Genomic DNA, 18473 nt, shown 5'->3' with positions numbered 1-18473 from the left:
GGGAATCGGGAATCGGGAATCGGGAATCGGGAATCGGGAATCGGGAATCGGGATAATAGTTTGACCCGGTGGGTGGAACGGGCATCTTGCCGGTGGTGTGGAACGGGGCGGACTATCCCAACGCTGGTTACGAAGCGGAAAATGAGGGCAAGTCCGTCCCTAATGCACCCTACCCAACTACTCCCGACTCCCGACTCCCGACTCCCGACTCCCTTAGTTCATCAAAATTGCAATTTATATCTAACTTGTACCTCATTAAACACGTAGTCGTAACTCAATTCAACTGAGGAAGTTTGTCCCAAATCATAAACGGCATCGAAGGTTGGGTAAACCTGTAAATCAGCTAAACCGATTGACCTCCCGACATTACTGACTTGTTCTTCAACCGTAAATAAAATATTTCTGATAATTGGTCGCACAACATACTGAGTAATCACTAACTCAGCTATTTCTCGTTCATTGCTGTTAGCGATAGTCTCAAATTGGGTAATAAAACTGTTACCGAGCAGAGCGATAATTCCGCTTTCACTGCGGGGAGGAGTACTGGTTAAGGTGACAATGGGAGAAAATAGAAACGCTTTGTCTTCACTATTAGCAATAGCTTCGCCATAAACACACTCAGCAAGCTGTTGGAATTGTTTCCGAGACAAGATGGTTGTTTTTGAACCAACTTTAGCTACTCCACTATCTTGTCCACTAGTAACAATTTGCTGATCACTACAATACTCTTTCTCTCCTCCTAGGGCAAGGATTTGACTAGTTTGACCTTTGACGGCGAGGGTTATCTTTACTTGGTCGGGTCGAGAAGACTGCAAGACATTCTCAAGGATTTCGTTATCAATCCGTCTTTGACGTAAGGCACCAGAAGGCTCAAAGGCTATTGTGGTAAATTTAAGGTCTAAATTGGGATTGAGTAATCCTTGTTCTGGTACAAATACAATGGTGTTATTGTGCCGCCTGTCTGCTACAAATTCGGTTTCTAATACATCAACTTCCCCACGTAGGAGCTTAATTGTTCCCAATCCTTGTAAGTTTTGGAGATTGCCATTGATAGGACCGTTGAGGGTTAAATCACCAGCTAGTCGAAAATCATAGAGGGGAAACTGTTGCACTCTTAACTCATTTACCAAATTTACCTGAAAGTTCTTTAACCTAGGCAAAAATAGATTATTTTTGCGACTAGGGGCTAATGAGGGAGTCTGATTAGACGTATTCTTAACGGTTTTTTCGTCACTTTTATCCGTCTTAGTTTCTTGTATTTTGGGTATAAAGGCTTGGCCATTGTTTAAGCTAATGTTTCCTCCAATAACTGGACGCAATGCTGAACCGGTAATCACGATATTACTGGCTACTTCACCTTCATAGAGTCCTGCTAATTTTAGGTTATCTTGAGGAATGTTGAGGGTTAGAGGATTGGAGGAGTTTATCTTATTTGAGGCTATCCTATTATTTGGCACTATCGGCAATTCCCCGGAAACAGAAAATCCAATCCCTGCTAGGTTACCCTCGATAGTTTTTTGACCTTCTTTATCGGGATAGTTTACTACTTCCAAGCGTTGCTGATCTAACTTAACTTTGCCTACAACATTGAGAGTAAAGTCATCCTCCAGGAGCTTGGTTTTGATAGTACCATTCTGGATATTAACCTCAGATGTTCCTGATAAGTTTTTAATTTTGATACCATCTGCTAACTCCAAACGTCCACTAACATCCAGTTCTATATCAGCGGTTCTATCCTCTCCATTCACCCATGCCACTTGTTCTTGAGTCACTACACTAAGGAGTGCCATGGCTGGAGTTGCCAGCTTGAGCTTGATATCTATGCGATCGCTATCTGGTTTGGGGGGAAAGGGCACTTTACCAGAGGCTTGTAGATAATCTGGTTTGTTGGTGTCAAAGTCAAGACGAGAATCAACATAGTCGAAAGTCACCTCAACATCATCGAGGGAGGTATCATTGACGGTGCCATCTACAACAGCGACTTGCCCATTGGTGACTTCGGGATTGGTGAGACTACCTCCCAGCTCGCCTTTGGCATTCAAGTTACCTGCAATCTCAAAGGGAATAGTGACAAAGTTGCTGGCTACGTTGCTAACTTTTTCTAGAGATAGATTCTGGAGGAGGAAGTCTCCTGAGTTGCTTTCTTGGGCAAGCTGTCCTTGAAATGCTAAGACTGTTTCCCCCAATTCCATTCGGGCTGGCTGCACAGTAATCACACCTTGGTCGTAACTGCCTTTAGCAACTAATTGGTTGACCACAATTACTTGATTGGGAGAATTAGTATACCACTGCCAATTGTTGCCCTCGACATTAAAATTGACTTTAGGATTAGTCAAGATACCGGCAACTGCAATTTCCCCAGTATACTTACCTCGAATATCTAAATTACTCAGGAGTGTATTAGGATCGAAGGGGTTAGCAACAGCGTCGTTTTGGGCATTAATTTTAGCAAACCGTTGTAGGAGAGTGGCTAAGGACCCTGCTGCTATACTAGGAAATGGTCGTAATTGGTCAGCGTTGCCAGATTTATTGTTGCCAATGTTATCACTAGAGGAATTAGTAATAGAAGAATTAGTAGTTTGGAATCCTTGGGCGATGTCGATAATATCAACACCTTTGACAATAGTCAGTAGGTCTTCAATATAGGCTTCTGGAATAGTAAGCTTGCCGTTTATTTCTTGAGACTTGAGATTAAATCGACCATTTTTGAATAAATATCGACTGTTGCCTAAGATTAAAGCAGCTGATGCGATTTGGGCAATGTCATTTTGATAGGAGAAGTTAGCACTAACTTGTTTAGCGTTGATTTCTCCTAGAGCAAGTTGCTTAATGTCGATACTATTACGACCAGAGGTTTCTAGGGTGAAAAGATTCAGGTTGGCTTGCCCTGTTACTTCACCGTCCAATCTACCGGGAATACCGTAGCTTAAACCAGGCTTAAGATTAAGGATACCTAGGGAGAAATTCTTGATCTGAGCGGTTAAGTTATCTCCCCGGCGTACTCCTGTGATCAGAATCGGGAATTGTGACCCTTGTCCCTGTTTGAGTGTAAAGGATGCGGGCAGGTAGGGAGCAAGACATTGGTCTCCTCTTGTACAGGGTTGGAGGCGAGTTGCGATCGCATCTTTCTTTCCTCGTAAATCTATGGCTAATTCTTGTCCTGGCGCAACGGTTACTGGCCCAGCTAACACTGGCTCAAAGGTTAAGTCGTTAACCTTCAAATTCGATAGCTGTAGATTCCCGGTCAGATTGACATTTCCGGGTAGAAAGGGGGCTGAGAGTAAATTTTTCCCTTGGATGCGACCCTTCATGTCAGCTTTACCCTTTACCTCAATTTGATACCCTGGGGAAATTTGCTCCAAAGGTAACCGACTCAATAACAAGTTATAGGGTAATTTACTGAGATCAGAACCAACCTCTAGGTTTAGATCAGTTCCAATCTCCCATGGCATCTGACTAGGATTAGTTTTGGTGAGATGGGACAGTAGGATTACTCCTTTAGCATTAAAGAAGTGTTTTGGCAACTCTAGCGATATGGTATTTGCTTTAATGGTAGCAATAGCACCAGGATTGAGTAAGGGATTGAGGTTTCCGGATAAATTCAGTTGACTGTTGACCGGTCCTAGCTCTAGTTTTTGGTTACCCAGCTGAGGTAATAACTGACTAACCAGTAAGGATGAATCAAGATTAGTAGTATTGATGGCAGCTTGCCATAGACCGTTGCTGAGGGTGCTATTTAGGTTAAGTTTCCCTTGGGCTATTACTCCGTTGAGGTCTGCTTGTAGGTCAGTCTGATTCAGTAGAGTTGGGGGGTCTAGGGTGTTCAGTCGGCTCTTTAAGGTGACTTTCCCCCCGATTTGGGTATCGATAGAGTTTGGAAAGTTAGCCAAGGCCATTTGGGATGCGATTTCCCCTACATCCAAGCTGTTTGCGATCGCATCCGCAGTCAGCACCCCAGAGGTGAACTGACCAATAGCATTAACATTGCCACCACCTACACCTAGGTTTCCATCAAAGCTAGCCTGAATTGCCTTGAGTAGGTCGAGGTTAAATGATGAGCCGAAAGCCAGTAGAGACTCTAAAGAACTAGAAAGGTTAGCGTTACCTGACTTGAGAGCTATCGGTAGAGTTAGATTAGGAATACTATTAGTCAAGTTAATTTGACCAGCTAATGCATTAACATCCAGATTCCCTGACTTTAACTGGCCTTTAGCATTAACTTCACCATCAGCGACACCTAAGTTTCCCTCAAAATTGGCATCGATAGTATTGAGGCTCTTCAAGTCCCGATTCAAGGCAGAGGCGAGTAAAGATGCTATCGTTCCAGAAAGATTCAGCTGACCCGACCGTAGCGCTACTGGTATGGTCAAATTGGGCACTAGGGGATTGAGGTTAATTTGACCAGCTCTCCCATTGACATCCAGATTCCCTGACTTTAACTGACCTTTAGCATTAACTTGACCATCAGCCACCCCTAAGTTTCCCTGAAAATTGGCGTTGATAGTATTGAGGCTTTTCAAGTCCTGATTCAAAGCAGAGGCGAGTAAAGATGCCAGGGTTCCAGAAAGATTAAGCTGACCCGACCGTAGCGCCACTGGTATGGGCAAATTGGGCACTAGGGGATTGAGGTTAATTTGACCAGCTCTCCCATTGACATCCAGATTCCCCGAATTTAACTGGCCTTTGGCATTAACTTGACCATCAGCCACCCCTAAGCTTCCCTGAAAATTGGCGTTGATAGTATTGAGGCTTTTCAAGTCCTGATTCAACGCAGAGGCGAGCAGAGATGCTATCGTTCCGGAAAGATTAAGCTGACCTGACCGTAGCGCTACTGGTATGGCCAAGGTGGGAACTAGGGGATTGAGCTTAATTTGACCAGCTAATGCATTAACATCCAGATTTCCGGAATTTAACTGACCTGTAGCATTTACCCTACCCCCACCCACCCCGAGCAACCCATTAAAATTGCCATCGATAGTATTGATCAGGCTATTGAGGTTGGGAGTTGAGCTAGAGGATAGCAGAGACTCTAGGGAACCAGAAAGGTTGATTTTGCCAGAATCCAAACCAATCGGTAAACCCAAGTTGGGCACTAGCTTATTCAGTTGAATTTTAGAGGCTCTGGCCTCCAATTCCACCATGCCCCGATTTACCTGACCTGTAGCCTTCACCTTACCCCCTTCTACCCCCAGCTGCATATCTGCCGTTGCCTTAATCGATTTAGGAGAAAAGGATTTGAGACTACCAGAGAGGTTGATTTTACCTGTGGTCAACTGTCCCGACAGGGGTAAGAAGGGGTCTATAGGCACAGCGTTAGCCAGTATAGCAGCTTCCCACTTACTGGTTTTCAGGTTTCCTTTACCCGTAGCAGTGATTGTCCCTTTACCGACCTTGACCTGGGTGTTACGCAGTAAAATATCCTGATTAAGCAACAGGAGTTCTCCAGCACCGGAAACTCCGATATCCTTTGAAGATGAAGTGGATACCGCTGGTGCTTGCCAAATTAGACTCCCTTGGGGGTTTTGAGTGTTTCCTCTAATGGTAGCTTGGGCGTTGAGCTTGCCCAGGGTAATTTGAGATGGCAGGTTATAGGGAGATGCGATCGCATCCACCGGAAGGGCAGCCATCAAATCGAAGGCTAGAGGCATTCCCTGCCCTTTAATTCCCCCTTGCTGGTCACTAGCCAGTTTTACCTGACCACGTCCTGTAATTGTCCCACCGGCCTCAGGTTTTACTAAGAAATCCGTCAGCACCACTTGGGAAAAATTCCCAGCCAAGTCAGCCTGAATCTGAGCAAACTTAACCTTATCGATGGTGGTCACTTTAGTATTGCGTAGTTTGCCAGTCACCTCTGGCTGGTCAATCGGACCGGTAATCGATAGGTCTGCTGCCATTTCCCCATTTACTGGCACTGGGGATTTCACCGGAACAGTTTTCAGCAGTTTCGCCAAGCTAAAGGGCGTGACATCAACATTCAGGTCAAACCCTTTTGTCCAACCAACTTGACCAGATACCAACGCCTCAATTGCGCCATAACTCCCCTGAGTTTTTTCTAAGCGCACCTGATCCCCCTGGAAGCGAAGTCTAGCGCTAGCCTTAACCGGTTCCTTCAAAGGCTTTACTTGCACCTGAATCCCTTTAAATTCCGCCTTACCCTTGACATCGGGGATATCCTTAACCGAAGGCAGGGAAATCTTCAGTTTGGCATCTAATTCACCAGATTGGAGATTAGCTGGGATATTGGGAATAACCGCTTTGATTAACGGCATCAGCTCCGCCAATGCCAAGTTTTGGACATTGACCCATGCTTTAGTTTGCCCAGTTGTCAGCCATGTCTTGCCCTCCAGTTTCGTCTTACCCTCAGCAATAGCAGTTGTGATATTATACCTGAGACGCTTATTGTTGTTGGATAAGCCAGCAGTAGCATCAAGTCTGACCTTGAATGGACTAGTCTGACCATAGGGTAAAAGGGCAATTTTACCATTCCACACCCGCACCTTAGCATCAAAATCAATCGGAGGAGACAAGGAATTATCGAAATTCAAGTCTTTTAAATTAATCCACTCCCCATTCGCCTCCTGTTGGGCATAGACATCCACATTTACCAAGTTAATGGTCACAGGCAAAGAGCGTTTGAGAAGCAAAGGCAAGGGATTAAAGCCTACTTTGATCGATTTGATAGCCACATGGTCAGGGTCAGTGGTGGTAGCTGGCATCGAGGATGGTCCTAACTCCAGGCTAGTCAGGTATAAGGCTTTCAGTTGTCCAACCTGTACATCTCGCTTGATGACCTTACTCAGTTCAGTTTCAATCCAGCCAGGTAAGTTTTGGTATAGCCACATCCTGACCCCAAAATATCCCACCACACCGATGGTCAGGGATATCATGGCAAAGGTAATAGTAGAGGGGCGTTTTCCCCATTGCAGTAAAGTGGCTAGAGCACTCCGGCTTTGATTTGCCTCTGGTTCAGGGGGAGGATTTTGGGAAGGCTTGGTCATATCCGAATATTAGGATGATTAGAGGATTTGCTGAAAATTATTCCAGATCGGCTGCAATATATTCCGGAAATTGACTGATACAGGGTCGCTAAAATTTTATAGCAATCTTTATTTACTGGTGAAAATTCTGAAGATAGGGTGATCGGGTAATGGGGATAATTGGTGATGAGTTAATCTGGTTTTTGAGCTGTCAGCCCTGAAACGCTACTATAAATTTAAATGCAGAAAGACAAGACCATGCGCGAAGCGCTTAGTGCCCAGTAGTATCCTTAGGGATTAGTTTGACGTACTACTGATAGTTAGCTTCCTCGAAGTTCACTCTCGTCGAGTACACAATATCTTAAACTTGGGTAAATCGAATCCGTCGATACTGTCCGGTCACAAACATCTCAATTTGAACAAGTTTTTTCTAGGAGGATATGAATGACATCCTATGCAGCGTCTTCTGCTAGAGCAGAAATGAGCGAACTCCGACGACTAAAAACCTTACTACCACCAGAGCTACAAAGCTGGGTGATGGTGGAAGGGTCCACAGAAGTCAATCCCCCCTTGGTTCGTTGTGAAGAACTGGGTTCAGACGAGGTGGAAATTCAAATTGACCTAACTAAATGGGAGCAGCTCGCCCTTGACCAGCGTAACCTCCTGTTTTGGCATGAAGTTGCCCGGATTCAAAATGACACAATTCCTAAAGAAGGCTGGGAAATGGCAGCCCTAGCTATTGGTTTAGGGGGTGCTGTCGGGGAACTCTGGGTACAAGATGGCTTACTGCTGCTGTTGGCATTAGCCCTATGCGGAGTCTCAGGTTGGCGACTGTATCAAAAAAACAATGGGGAGAAAAACCTCAAATATGCCATCGAAGCAGACGAAAAAGCGATCGCACTTGCCACTCGCTTTGGCTATACCCTACCCAATGCCTACAAGAGTCTAGGCAGTGCCTTGAAAACCTTAATTGAAATCACCCCTAGTCGTCGTTTACGGCGCAGATACGAAGACCGGCTCTCTGCTCTCAAACGCAGTGCTGCTAAAGCCAAAGCCCAAGCCAAAGGCAAGCGAGAAGGCACGAGCATGTAATGTGATGTCTAGGCAAGACTTAACTATTGGTTGTTTGTTGACGGTTATTTGTTGAGTGTTATTGGTTAACTGTATGTTTTTTGTTGACTGTCAACCAAATAACCATTTTACCCAAATAACCTTGGCCAAAAGGCCAGGGGTGCGCATTCAACCAAATAACTTTCAACCCAAATAACCTACCCTAAAACAAACGCCAAAGGCGAACAACCGTAGGCCAAAAGGCCACCCTACGCGAACAACCAAATAATCTTTAACCAAAGAATTTTCAACCCAATAACTTTAAACTAAACAGACCCCTAAAGTTGACCGATCATTTTATGGGTCTGAGGGATCACTCGTACTTGCTTAACAGAACGCTTCATTAAAGCCTGCCAAGCCAGAACCTGCTCCGGAGTAGGAGCAACTATGGGTTGCCCAGAGCCCTCCACTGGAGTCACTGGTTGCAGAAATACTGGAATTTCCGGGCTAACTGCTGCTACTAAATCAGCGGATTGTTCTAGCTCCGTCGGGTCAGTTTGGCAATCAATAATTAACTTGACAAATACCTCCACAGATGAGTTGTGGCACAGGTTGAGAAATTCCCTGTGAGCAGCCCATCTGTTCTCTCCACTCACACTGGGCAACTTGATATCCATACCCACTGAGTCCAAATAGGGCAAAACCCTTGCTATCTCTTCAGGACGATGACCGCCAGTTTCTAGGTAAATAGGCAATCCAGTTAACTGTCCTAGCTCAGGCAGAAATTCCACCAGAAACGGAGTATGAAGTAAAGGTTCACCCCCAGTCAGGCTAATGCTATCGTGCAATCGATGTTGATTTTGTCTGTTAACCCATTTCAGTAGCGATCGCAGGGGGACTGGATTTGGATAAGTTTCAAAATCACGCTTACCAGGAGTCTGTTCCACCTGACATTGAGGAGGCACAGCCCAGGTATGGAAACTGTCGCAGAAATGACATCTTAAATCACATAGGGCAAACCGGATAAAGATCTGACGAGTGCCAACATTTAGCCCTTCCCCTTGAATAGCAGAAAAAACTTCGATTAGGCGGGCAGTTGGTTGAGTTCCACAGGGCATGTTCACATTTTCAAAGATTTCATGATATTTGACTAAATTTTTGGCGAATCGTAACGTTCTAGGACAAAATAATGGTCAAGACTATAAGGTTAAAATCTAGCGGTTTTTCTTTTATGATGGTTGATTCAGTCAAGAGCCACAATTTCCAGGTAATCTTTTCACAAGATGCTCCCGTGGTGGAATTACCTACTCGTGTAAGTGTACTAGAAGCTGTAGAGTTTAAGCAACTATTTCAGCAGCTTATCCAAAAAATTCCTCTGCCTGAAACAATCATATTTGATTTTCACAAGACTACTTTTATCGATAGCAGTGGTATCGGTGCATTAGTGAGTAATCACAAAACCGCCCTAGAACAAGGGGTTAAAACGTTGCTTAAAAATGTCACCCCCCAAGTCATGTCTGTATTGGTCATGACAGGACTAGACCAAAGGTTAGCTATAGAAGCATCAGATAATAATACCACACGAAACACCAACAAATCAGTAAATCACTTACCAACAACCCATCCCTCAGTTAGATCTCCGGTGAAGCGATTAATCGATATTGTGGGTGCAATCGTAGGTTTGGGAATTACTGCTATTTTGTTTATTCCCATTGCCCTTGCGATTAAGCTAGATAGCCCTGGTCCGATTTTTTTTGGTCAAATCCGTTGTGGTTGGATGGGAAAACGGTTTCGGATCTGGAAGTTTCGCTCCATGTGTGCTAACGCTGAACAGCTAAAAGAGAAAGTTAAAAATCAAGCCGATGGCAAAGTTTTTAAGAATGAGAATGACCCCAGAATCACCAGAGTGGGTCATTTTTTACGGAAAAGCAGCTTGGATGAACTGCCTCAGTTCTGGAATGTTCTGAAAGGGGAGATGAGTTTAGTAGGTACAAGACCACCAACAATCAATGAAGTAGAAATATATGAGGTTCCTGAGTGGCAACGTTTAAACGTAAAACCGGGTATCACTGGTGAGTGGCAGGTGAATGGACGCTCACAAATCCGTAGTTTTGAAGATATCATTCAAATGGACTTAAAATACCAACATCACTGGAGCCTAGCCCATGATATAAGACTTATCATCAAAACTATCCTGGTGGTGCTTCGTAAAGATGGAATGTAGTTTTATGGTTAGATGAGTTTGGAACCCGCACTTTCGCCCCTAGTGGCGAAGGTGATGGTAATTGATCAAATGCCAGCCTAGCTTACCTTGGAACCGAAAACTAAATGTTCACGAATAGATGACAATAGACCTCTTGGCAAAGTATGTTAAGGTGCGACCCGTGGCGAATTTAATAATTAGATGCGGAAAGCGCACCTAATCTGATCTTGTTTTTCTCAATTATTGTCCGCTGATCCGAAGTTATCTTGTCCGCAGTTCCCGTAAACTGCGGCGAAGTCTAATGCCATAGACCGTGTAAACACCAGAATTTTTAAAAGTACCATCAAACTCGATCAATTTAGGCTAATATAGTGGTTCCCACTAGACCGATCTGCATCGACTAGATCATCGGAACCTCCGTGTTGCAGAAGAGTCATTGTTGTTTTTCTCTTACAAAATAGTGGTGCTTATTAATAAAACCTGGAAACTCAGTCGGTTGATGTGCAAAGGCAAACCGCTTCGAGCATCTCGTTTAATCGTCCAAACAGACTTGAGTGAAGTCAAAGATGTATTACAGTGGTTTGAGGAATTCACTTCTGACCCACTGCCTCAGCAATTTTGGCAACAGTGTCAAATTGCTTTGGTAGAAGGCTTTACTAATGTAGTACGCCATGCTCATCGACATTTACCTAACACTACAGTAATAGAGCTGGAGCTAAAGTTATTTACTGACGGATTAGAAATGCGGCTTTGGGACTATGGACACCCCTTTGATTTCCAATCCAAGCTGGAATCCCTCTACCAAGAGGACTATGACCCTTTAGAAAAAGAAGGAGGTAGAGGGTTGATGTTTATGAATCAGCTGACAGACGAAGTTTCTTACCAACGTCTGTCTGACCAACGTAATTGCCTACTAATGCGTAAATGGTGCTAGATTTCCGCTGCGGCGCGTTCAATTAAGCTACGCGCCAGACTTTGAATGCCAGTGTGTTCGTAATAGTTAGTAGACATATCCAGAAAAGCGGCGAGATAGTCTAACTTGTCATCAGAAAACTCAATAAAACTTTGCAAGTTATTAGCGATTTGTTCTGGGGTCACACCTCGGTCAGTAACGAAATCACTCATCCATCCTTTCACCGATTCAAAGCTTTCACCAATAAAGCTGAGCTTGCCTTCGGAATCATCCCCAGGAATCGCATCCTGAATCCCTTTGAAACTCCCACTGTGTTCCAACTCGTTGGGAGTTAGACCCTCTAGAGTTGACTGTACTCCCATGATAAAGTCAGGACCAAGGGGAATCAGACCATCAAAACAAACCAGCGCTGCCATACGCATTATAGATGCGCCACCATAGTCACCTAAGGCAGCCACAAAGTCACCAATGCTATCTCCAGGCAGACCATTAATTTGGCAAAAGCCGATCAATTCCCCTACGACTTTGATCGACAGATCAATGGTTTGGGCTTTGTCAGCTTTCGGAGTCAACCTGTTCAAAAAACCCAGCAAGGGAACTTTTTCACCAACCTTGTTCGCTAAAGCTGCCGTCCCCAAAGCGGTACCAGTGCTATCAATGGTTTGGTAAATCCACAGCGCTCTTTGGTAGCCCTGGGAGCGGTCATTGAACAGATAGACGGCGCGATCGCCAATTTCCTGAATTACCTCTTCGTCGTCTTCACCAGTGATCGCACGAATGGTATTTTCAAATCCCACTAAATTTTCCCACTGTCCAGGCACAACAAAGTCTAGGGACTTCAGGGCCGAGATGGTCAGGTTCTTCGTTGGCAGATCATCAACGATTTCATAAATTGCTTTACTCACACTCAGACTCCTTTACAATCTGATACTTTTGAGTCATTAGTCCTTGGTCATTAGTCCTTGGTTATTAGTCCTGAGTGACCAAAACCGAGTCTGATCTTAGTTACTGATGGTAGTTACTGAGGACTAATGACTGATGACTAATGACCTACTCACCCGTGATGCTTGTGATTGAGGATGCTTATTCCCCATTCACCTTTTTCCTTTTAACATTTATTGACTAAAGTCGGGAAAGACCACTGAGGTTAAATTTTGCTAACCACGCTTTGCGATCGCTAGCGGTAAACGACTTATCTCGGGATTGGATCTTGACCTGGTAGCGATTACCGACCAAAATAGCCGTTTGAGTTGAACCAATTTCCCGGGCTGGATAACCAGCAATGGTTTGACCACTTTGCTTATATTTGGCAGCAGTGCTAGGAGTGCTGCTGGTATCGGAAATTGAGAGAACTGCCACCTCAGTACCACCTTTCTTCAACTTGGCTTGAGCAAAGCCTTTTTTCTCCTGGGTATAGACTCGTTGATAACCGCCCCCTGATGGTGGGAAAAACTTGTTGAATTGAGACCCTTGAGTGGCATTCTTGGTAACAGCCTGACCACTTCTAGCCTGGCTGCTGGCCTGTTGTGCCTGGTCAAAACGAGAAGGCGCTTTTTGAGCGCAGGATGTTACCAGCAATACTATGCTGAGTAACATGGTCGCTAAAATTGCCTTTACACGAGAGATGGTCATCGTTTTCTCCTTGAATGATGTATGCTGCTTACTTAGCAAGACTATCTCGGGGAAACCTTACCAGAGCTATATAAACAAAGATTTCCCAAGTGCCCCATGGCTTGGTCAAATACGTGACCAGTGACAATATCCCACTCTAGGCATAAAACCACTACCCCCTTCTGGTCTTGAGCAACCACAAGGTTCTGTCAAGGTCTATTCCCTGCTTTGTAGACGAAGTCCAAAGCTGAAACACCTGCCAAAGCCATCCTAGGAAATTGTAGTCAATACTTTGCAAAATGGGGAGTAGGGAATAGGGAGTAGGGAATAGGGAGCAGGGAATAGGGAACAGAGAATAGGGAACAGCTGATCACCGGAACAGGGAACAGTTAAAACATTTTGTGTACCTTATAGCTATCAAAAACGCTATACAATTCGACGCACCTTTAAACTAATATTACTTATTTTAAAAAAAACGAATTTCGCAATTTAATTATAACTTTTAATGAAGATTTACTTCCTCTGACATCCGTAAAAATTCTGAAACAAAAAAAACTATTTTACACTCGATTGCGGGATTGCACCCATGAGAAATAGTGTTTTTTTCGATAATAATAGAATTATTGGTAAATGAAATTATCAGTTGATTTTACAAACTAGTCGTCATAGTTTGGCAATCATCATATAACCATTACCAATTAGTGATTGCTAATTACTAATTACTAATTGGCAATTAGTAAAAAGGAGGATTTATTAGTTGCAGCCATAATCAGAATTGGCATAAAAATTCTTGCTGTAGCTGTTTAAAACCCTTTAGCAATGCACAATTGTAATATTTTAGTCAAGGTAGATTATGTTAATTTTTGTGACAAAAACTGTCATCTAGGCGTAAAATATGGAATTGAAGCCGAATAAATAGTTATAGGCTTAAAATCCCTGATTGGGCATTATGCACCACCAACCTGACTTGACAATGGTCCTGAGTTCTCAGTGCTAAAGCCAATAAATCATCAATAAACAAATTTGGTGAGTCTACACCCGGCTAGCAACATCTACTAGAGATTATGCGAATCCTAATATATTCTTACAACTATCATCCAGAGCCAATTGGGATTGCCCCCTTGATGACTGAACTAGCAGAAGGGTTGGTCAAAAGAGGGCATGATGTTCGGGTCATTACTGCGATGCCCAACTATCCTCAACGTCAAATTTATGAGGGATATCGACGGAAATTGTATCTTACCGAAAAAATCAAAGGTGTGATTGTAGATCGCTGTTATGTGCGGATTCGCCCGAAACCAAATTTGATCGACCGATTATTGCTAGAGGCCAGCTTTGTTGCTACCAGCTTCCTCAAGGCTCTGAGTTCTCCTCGCCCTGATATCATTATTTTAACTAGTCCACCACTGCTAGTTTCCCTACCAGCTGCGATTTTGGGGTGGATACACCGAACGCCAGTAATTCTAAATCTTCAAGACATTTTGCCAGAAGCTGCTATTAAAGTAGGCTTACTGAGCAACCAACCTCTAATCCGTGCATTAGAGGTTGTAGAAATGTTTGCTTACCGCACAGTCACCAAAATCAGTGTTATTGCTGATGGCTTTGCCGATAACCTGCGCAGCAAGGGTGTGCCCAGCTCTAAAATTGTGAAGATTCCCAATTGGGTTGATGTTAATTTCATCCGTCCTTTACCAAAAGAAAACAACTCCTTTCGCACTGCCCATAACCTTAATGGTAAGTTCGTTATACTCTACTCCGGTAATATTGCCCTCACTCAAGGTTTAGAAACTCTGATTAAGGCAGCATCTAGGGTAAATCACATTCGAGATATTGTGATTGTGATCGTCGGAGAAGAGAAAGCCTTAGGCCGACTAAAGCAGTGCTGTAAGACTTGGGACGCCAATAATGTTAAGCTACTACCATTTCAACCTCGGGAAAAACTACCGGAAATGCTAGCAGCAGCGGATGTGGGGTTGGTCATACAAAAGCAGAATGTAATTTCGTTTAATATGCCCTCCAAAATCCAAGTACTGCTAGCTAGTGGTCGCCCCATCTTAGCTTCTGTTCCTGCTCATGGTACCGCTGCCAGAGCTATCAAAAAAAGCGGCGGTGGCATTGTTGTTCCCCCAGAGGATCCAGAAACTCTAGCAGCAACAATCTTAGAGTTGTATAACGATCCCGCAACAGTTACATTACTGGGCAACAGAAGTAGACAACATGCTCTTCAATATTATTCCTTTGATCAAGCTCTCAACCGTTACGAAGAACTCTTTTCTGATATTCAAAATAAGCGGTTACTGGCAGCGGTTCAAAAGTCTTGATCAATTCCTTTTACTAATAAGGGAGTAGGGAGCAGGGAGCAGGGAGCAGGCAATAGGCAATAGGCAATAGGCAATAGGGGAAAAATCTTGTGTACCTCTGAAGAGGTACACAAGTTGTGGATGTTAGGGCAGAAGGAATAGCGATGCAGTGCTACTCCCGACTCCCGACTCCCGACTCCCGACTCCCGACTCCCTAAAATCAGGTTTTCTGCTCAGAACTTACCACCGACCATACCTATCCATACCCCACGCCCTTCCAGATTTCACTGGTATTTTAGTCTCTGCGACTTGTACAAAAAACTGCTCATGATGCTTCCAGCTAATCTCTCCATGCCACGCTTTAATTAGAGCTTGCTCAACAACCCGAGGAAGTTCCCACCATGATAGGTTTTCCTGTAATAGCAATTTTTTCAGCCGCTTTAAGGCTTGCTGAGATGCTGGATCTTTAGCATCAAATAAAGGAGTTGCTAGTCGAATGGGATCCTTTTGGACAGCACTGATTGACCGACTAACTACTATACTTATTTGCTTAGCTAACTCCTTCATCCCTCGTTGCTTTTGGTACTTCCAACCTTTTTCACTAGACGCATATAACGGTGGGAGGCGATTGAGAGCATAGGTCGCTACTTCTATGGGATTAATACTTTTAGCTATCTCCGGTGACAGTTGATCTAGTCGTCGCTCGATTTCTTCTTCAACAAGGATTTCCATAACATTTTGATAGGCTTGAGTTCTTTGCATTAACCCTGACTTCATTACGATAACTCAATTAATAGTTTTTATTATCATGATTCTCCAATGCTTAGGTTGATAAACAGGTTGATTTTGTGTATACGTTCTGTTTGTTTGAATAAATTCAATTAAAGTTATCGTAAAGATTTACACTACTTGATCTTTATAATGTTATTTAGCAAAGGGAACAGGGAATAGGGAGTAGGGAGTAGGGAGTAGGGAGTAGGGGTAACTATGTGCAATGCACCTCATAAGTATGGAAAATGCTATATCATAGTTATCAATAATTTCATTTCCCCATCTCCCCACACTCCCCCTGCTCCCGATTCCCGATTCCCGACTCCCGATTCCCTGGAAACAGATATAATAAAATAATTTGCTTAAAAAACCATTCCGATGATGTACGATACGATCGTGGTTGGCTCTGGTAATGGAGCCTGTGGGTTTCTGAGCTATTACCTAGAAGCTGGTAATGACAGGTCTATCCGGGAGCGGGTGTTAGTGCTGGAGGAGGGGGATGATTTCTTCACTACCAGCGACATTACCCACCAGAACAACTGGACTAAGTCCTACGCAGAGGAAAAGGTATTCAAGCTGCACAATGCCCTGACACCCAAGGGAATTCCGATTATATCCGGGCGGGCCTGCACTATGGGTGGTGGCGGATCCATTAATTACACCATGATGCATGAGTCGTCGGAGTGGCTGGCGACACATATTGGTCAAGATGAAGCCTATTGGGACAGCCTGAAGGCAGAGTTGAATCAGAAGTTTGCTAGACCAAACCCGGTAACCGATCCGTCACCTGTGACTAAACAAGTACTCCAGGCGGCTGAGAAGGTTGGTTTTGTGGTGAGCACAGACGCTATCGACAATATTCCTAATTTGGAGGTCAGCGATACCGGCCTGTTGCACCTTTTTCCAACCCAGTTCAACTCATTTGGGCAGCGAACCCACAGCGGAGTATCCATTGTCGATTGGTTTGGCCAGGGGGTGGAAATAAAGACTAGGTGTAGGGTTGAGAGACTTGAGTTTTCTAAGGAACAAGGGCAAAAACCACGGTGCGTGGCAGTACATGTTAAGTACTTGGACACGGGGATGACGGAGTGCTTGTCTTTGGATAGGAATGCTGGAAAGGTGATTATGTGCGCAGGGGGTGCAACGCCACGGCTGCTGTGGTCTCACCGAGAGGAATTGGGAAACGATCAGATCGGGCAGCATGTGAATGACCATATTGTCATGCCCCTGGGTATCTACGTGGTGGACAAGAGCATCGATGTTACCCCTCGGGATGTGTACATCCCTGTGTTTGGGACAACGGTATGGCAACCAGAACCAGAACAACCGGGACAGGAAACGGTTTGCTGCTTCGATTTCTTTTCTGGTAATTTTGAGAGGCTGTGGTTTATGATTGCCCACCTTTATCTGGCGTTCTTGTTCCCAAACTGGCTGAAGAGGTTCGTGATCAGGTTACCTTGGTTGTTTAATATCATCAAGAACGTGATTAGGGTGTTTCTTCAGGGAGTCAATTTGATCATTAACCTGTTATGGGGACTTTATAACTTAGTTCAAGGCAAACCATGGCATGATGACCCAAGCTTGATTACTGCGGCGATTAAGTTTAATGCTGCTAAAGAGGGTTGCTATTCAAGGGATGACTCTCGGATTGAATTAGATTTCTTTGGAGAAGAGGAACAATCCCATTTCAATCAGGATAAAGTGGTAGCTAACAGTGAGATTGCCAAGCACATGGCACTGTTGAATGGCTTGGGAGAACAGCCACATTGGTTAGTTAAGTGGTTCTTGCGACTGGTAACTAAGATGCCCTACCAGGAGAACCAGATTGAGGAGTATGTTGATGTTTACAGTCGCAGGTTTTTACTATCGGAGCAGCACTTGTCCGGGGGATGCCTATTCGGCAAGGCGATTGATAAAGGACTCGACAATGCAATAGATACTGGGAAAGTATACGGGTCAGCTAATGTGTATGTGGCTGACCTTTCTTCTGTGCCCTTGCCCCGGATTAGTACGCAGATGACAGCTTATTTGGTTGGTTTCCATGTGGCGAAGAGGTTATGTGTGGGGAGGGAATAGGGAGTCGGGAGTTGGGAGTCGGGAATCGGGAATGCTGTTAGTCACCCAGGTCATCATTCAGATTGCCCTCCTCATTGCCTTTAAGCAGTGCCCTTAAAGAATTATTTACCGTCGTTGGCACCTTGTCTCCATGAAGGGTCTGGTAAAATTCCAGCAGACGCTCTTTATCGAAGAGGGGAGATAATTTGACTTTGACTTTATGAATTTCATCCCGTCCTAAGTCCCCACCTAGTTCGCCTCCTACCTCGCCCCCAGTTCCTAGCACGTTAATTTTGATATTCCCTTTTGTACCTGCCTTAGCAGTTCGCTTGACACTAACTTGTAGTTCCAGTTCCACAGACTCAACACACAACAAGGGAGCATCTTTTTCCTGACCTGGTGCTACGGAGAGCAGATCGTGTTTAACCTGTTGGATAAACTCAGATAATCCAATGGCGCTGTTATCGTTGTTAGACATTAATGTTGTATTATTATTTAAGCAACAGCTTAACTATAGCCAGGGTTCTGGGTAGTTGTGACTGGCAAGATGCCAGTTCTACCTACCATTGACCACTGGCAAGATGCCAGTTCTA

13 protein-coding genes and 1 pseudogene are annotated in these 18473 nt (G+C 44.3%); 7 read left to right on the top strand and 7 right to left on the bottom strand.

All coding sequences use genetic code 11. The features are described from left to right. Window positions 1-267, top strand: a pseudogene (locus AC4II3_RS21945) (hypothetical protein); the annotation flags it as partial. Here the strand turns inward: AC4II3_RS21945 and AC4II3_RS21940 are convergent. Continuing rightward, complete coding sequence (locus AC4II3_RS21940) at window positions 222-6998, bottom strand: translocation/assembly module TamB domain-containing protein (RefSeq protein WP_488029503.1); 6777 nt, start codon at window positions 6996-6998, stop codon at window positions 222-224. The pseudogene AC4II3_RS21945 and the gene AC4II3_RS21940 overlap by 46 nt on opposite strands. 423 nt (window positions 6999-7421) lie before the next feature. Here AC4II3_RS21940 and AC4II3_RS21935 point away from each other — a divergent pair, with 423 nt between their 5' ends. Then, window positions 7422-8069: a DUF3318 domain-containing protein gene (locus tag AC4II3_RS21935; RefSeq protein ID WP_488012913.1), complete on the top strand. Its 648-nt coding sequence runs from the start codon at window positions 7422-7424 to the stop codon at window positions 8067-8069. Window positions 8070-8365: 296 nt separating this feature from the next. Here AC4II3_RS21935 and AC4II3_RS21930 read toward each other — a convergent pair whose 3' ends face one another. Further along, window positions 8366-9145, bottom strand: coding sequence for a 7-carboxy-7-deazaguanine synthase QueE (locus tag AC4II3_RS21930; protein ID WP_488012911.1), 780 nt, complete (start codon window positions 9143-9145; stop codon window positions 8366-8368). A gap of 116 nt (window positions 9146-9261) precedes the next feature. Between AC4II3_RS21930 and AC4II3_RS21925 the strand changes: the two genes are divergently transcribed. Next, on the top strand, window positions 9262-10251 hold the full coding sequence (locus AC4II3_RS21925) for a sugar transferase (RefSeq protein ID WP_488012919.1): 990 nt from the start codon (window positions 9262-9264) through the stop codon (window positions 10249-10251). Between the two features lie 442 nt (window positions 10252-10693). Beyond that, window positions 10694-11164 carry an ATP-binding protein gene (locus AC4II3_RS21920; protein WP_488012909.1) on the top strand — a complete coding sequence of 157 codons (471 nt, stop codon included), beginning with the start codon at window positions 10694-10696 and terminating at the stop codon, window positions 11162-11164. Here AC4II3_RS21920 and AC4II3_RS21915 read toward each other — a convergent pair. Then, a complete protein-coding gene (locus AC4II3_RS21915; RefSeq protein ID WP_488012907.1) occupies window positions 11161-12048 on the bottom strand; it encodes a hypothetical protein in 888 nt (295 codons plus the stop codon). The two genes, AC4II3_RS21920 and AC4II3_RS21915, sit on opposite strands and share 4 nt — an antisense overlap. Before the next feature lie 217 nt (window positions 12049-12265). After that, the gene (locus tag AC4II3_RS21910) at window positions 12266-12775 is read right to left on the bottom strand and encodes a hypothetical protein (protein WP_488012905.1); all 510 of its coding nucleotides are present in this window, start codon (window positions 12773-12775) and stop codon (window positions 12266-12268) included. Between the two features lie 1043 nt (window positions 12776-13818). Here AC4II3_RS21910 and AC4II3_RS21905 point away from each other — a divergent pair. Next, window positions 13819-15075 carry a glycosyltransferase family 4 protein gene (locus AC4II3_RS21905; RefSeq protein WP_488012903.1) on the top strand — a complete coding sequence of 419 codons (1257 nt, stop codon included), beginning with the start codon at window positions 13819-13821 and terminating at the stop codon, window positions 15073-15075. Here AC4II3_RS21905 and AC4II3_RS21900 read toward each other — a convergent pair. Both AC4II3_RS21900 and AC4II3_RS21895 read right to left on the bottom strand, forming a co-directional pair. Beyond that, window positions 15063-15188 (bottom strand): hypothetical protein, encoded by a 126-nt coding sequence (locus AC4II3_RS21900; protein WP_488012901.1) that lies wholly within the window; start codon window positions 15186-15188, stop codon window positions 15063-15065. The genes AC4II3_RS21905 and AC4II3_RS21900 overlap by 13 nt on opposite strands. A gap of 106 nt (window positions 15189-15294) precedes the next feature. Then, window positions 15295-15816 carry a late competence development ComFB family protein gene (locus tag AC4II3_RS21895; RefSeq protein ID WP_488012899.1) on the bottom strand — a complete coding sequence of 174 codons (522 nt, stop codon included), beginning with the start codon at window positions 15814-15816 and terminating at the stop codon, window positions 15295-15297. A gap of 225 nt (window positions 15817-16041) precedes the next feature. Here AC4II3_RS21895 and AC4II3_RS21890 point away from each other — a divergent pair, with 225 nt between their 5' ends. Next, on the top strand, window positions 16042-16182 hold the full coding sequence (locus tag AC4II3_RS21890; protein WP_488012897.1) for a hypothetical protein: 141 nt from the start codon (window positions 16042-16044) through the stop codon (window positions 16180-16182). 21 nt (window positions 16183-16203) lie between these two features. Beyond that, on the top strand, window positions 16204-17901 hold the full coding sequence (locus AC4II3_RS21885) for a GMC family oxidoreductase N-terminal domain-containing protein (protein ID WP_488012895.1): 1698 nt from the start codon (window positions 16204-16206) through the stop codon (window positions 17899-17901). Between the two features lie 37 nt (window positions 17902-17938). Here the strand turns inward: AC4II3_RS21885 and AC4II3_RS21880 are convergent, their stop codons facing one another. Beyond that, window positions 17939-18358, bottom strand: coding sequence for a trypco2 family protein (locus tag AC4II3_RS21880; protein WP_488012893.1), 420 nt, complete (start codon window positions 18356-18358; stop codon window positions 17939-17941). Between the last annotated feature and the right edge of the window lie 115 nt (window positions 18359-18473).

Source organism: Moorena sp. (genome assembly GCF_982860115.1).
Note: the sequence above shows the minus strand (reverse complement) of the source record. Positions and strands in the feature narration are given on the sequence as shown.

What these genes read in the sequence shown, in the direction of transcription:
- AC4II3_RS21890 (WP_488012897.1), top strand. Translation starts at nt 16,042, where the DNA reads ATGTGCAATGCACCTCATAAGTATGGAAAATGCTATATCATAGTTATC.
- AC4II3_RS21930 (WP_488012911.1), bottom strand. Translation starts at nt 9,145, where the DNA reads ATGCCCTGTGGAACTCAACCAACTGCCCGCCTAATCGAAGTTTTTTCT.
- AC4II3_RS21895 (WP_488012899.1), bottom strand. Translation starts at nt 15,816, where the DNA reads ATGCAAAGAACTCAAGCCTATCAAAATGTTATGGAAATCCTTGTTGAA.
- AC4II3_RS21910 (WP_488012905.1), bottom strand. Translation starts at nt 12,775, where the DNA reads ATGACCATCTCTCGTGTAAAGGCAATTTTAGCGACCATGTTACTCAGC.
- AC4II3_RS21940 (WP_488029503.1), bottom strand. Translation starts at nt 6,998, where the DNA reads ATGACCAAGCCTTCCCAAAATCCTCCCCCTGAACCAGAGGCAAATCAA.
- AC4II3_RS21885 (WP_488012895.1), top strand. Translation starts at nt 16,204, where the DNA reads ATGATGTACGATACGATCGTGGTTGGCTCTGGTAATGGAGCCTGTGGG.
- AC4II3_RS21935 (WP_488012913.1), top strand. Translation starts at nt 7,422, where the DNA reads ATGACATCCTATGCAGCGTCTTCTGCTAGAGCAGAAATGAGCGAACTC.
- AC4II3_RS21925 (WP_488012919.1), top strand. Translation starts at nt 9,262, where the DNA reads ATGGTTGATTCAGTCAAGAGCCACAATTTCCAGGTAATCTTTTCACAA.
- AC4II3_RS21905 (WP_488012903.1), top strand. Translation starts at nt 13,819, where the DNA reads ATGCGAATCCTAATATATTCTTACAACTATCATCCAGAGCCAATTGGG.
- AC4II3_RS21880 (WP_488012893.1), bottom strand. Translation starts at nt 18,358, where the DNA reads ATGTCTAACAACGATAACAGCGCCATTGGATTATCTGAGTTTATCCAA.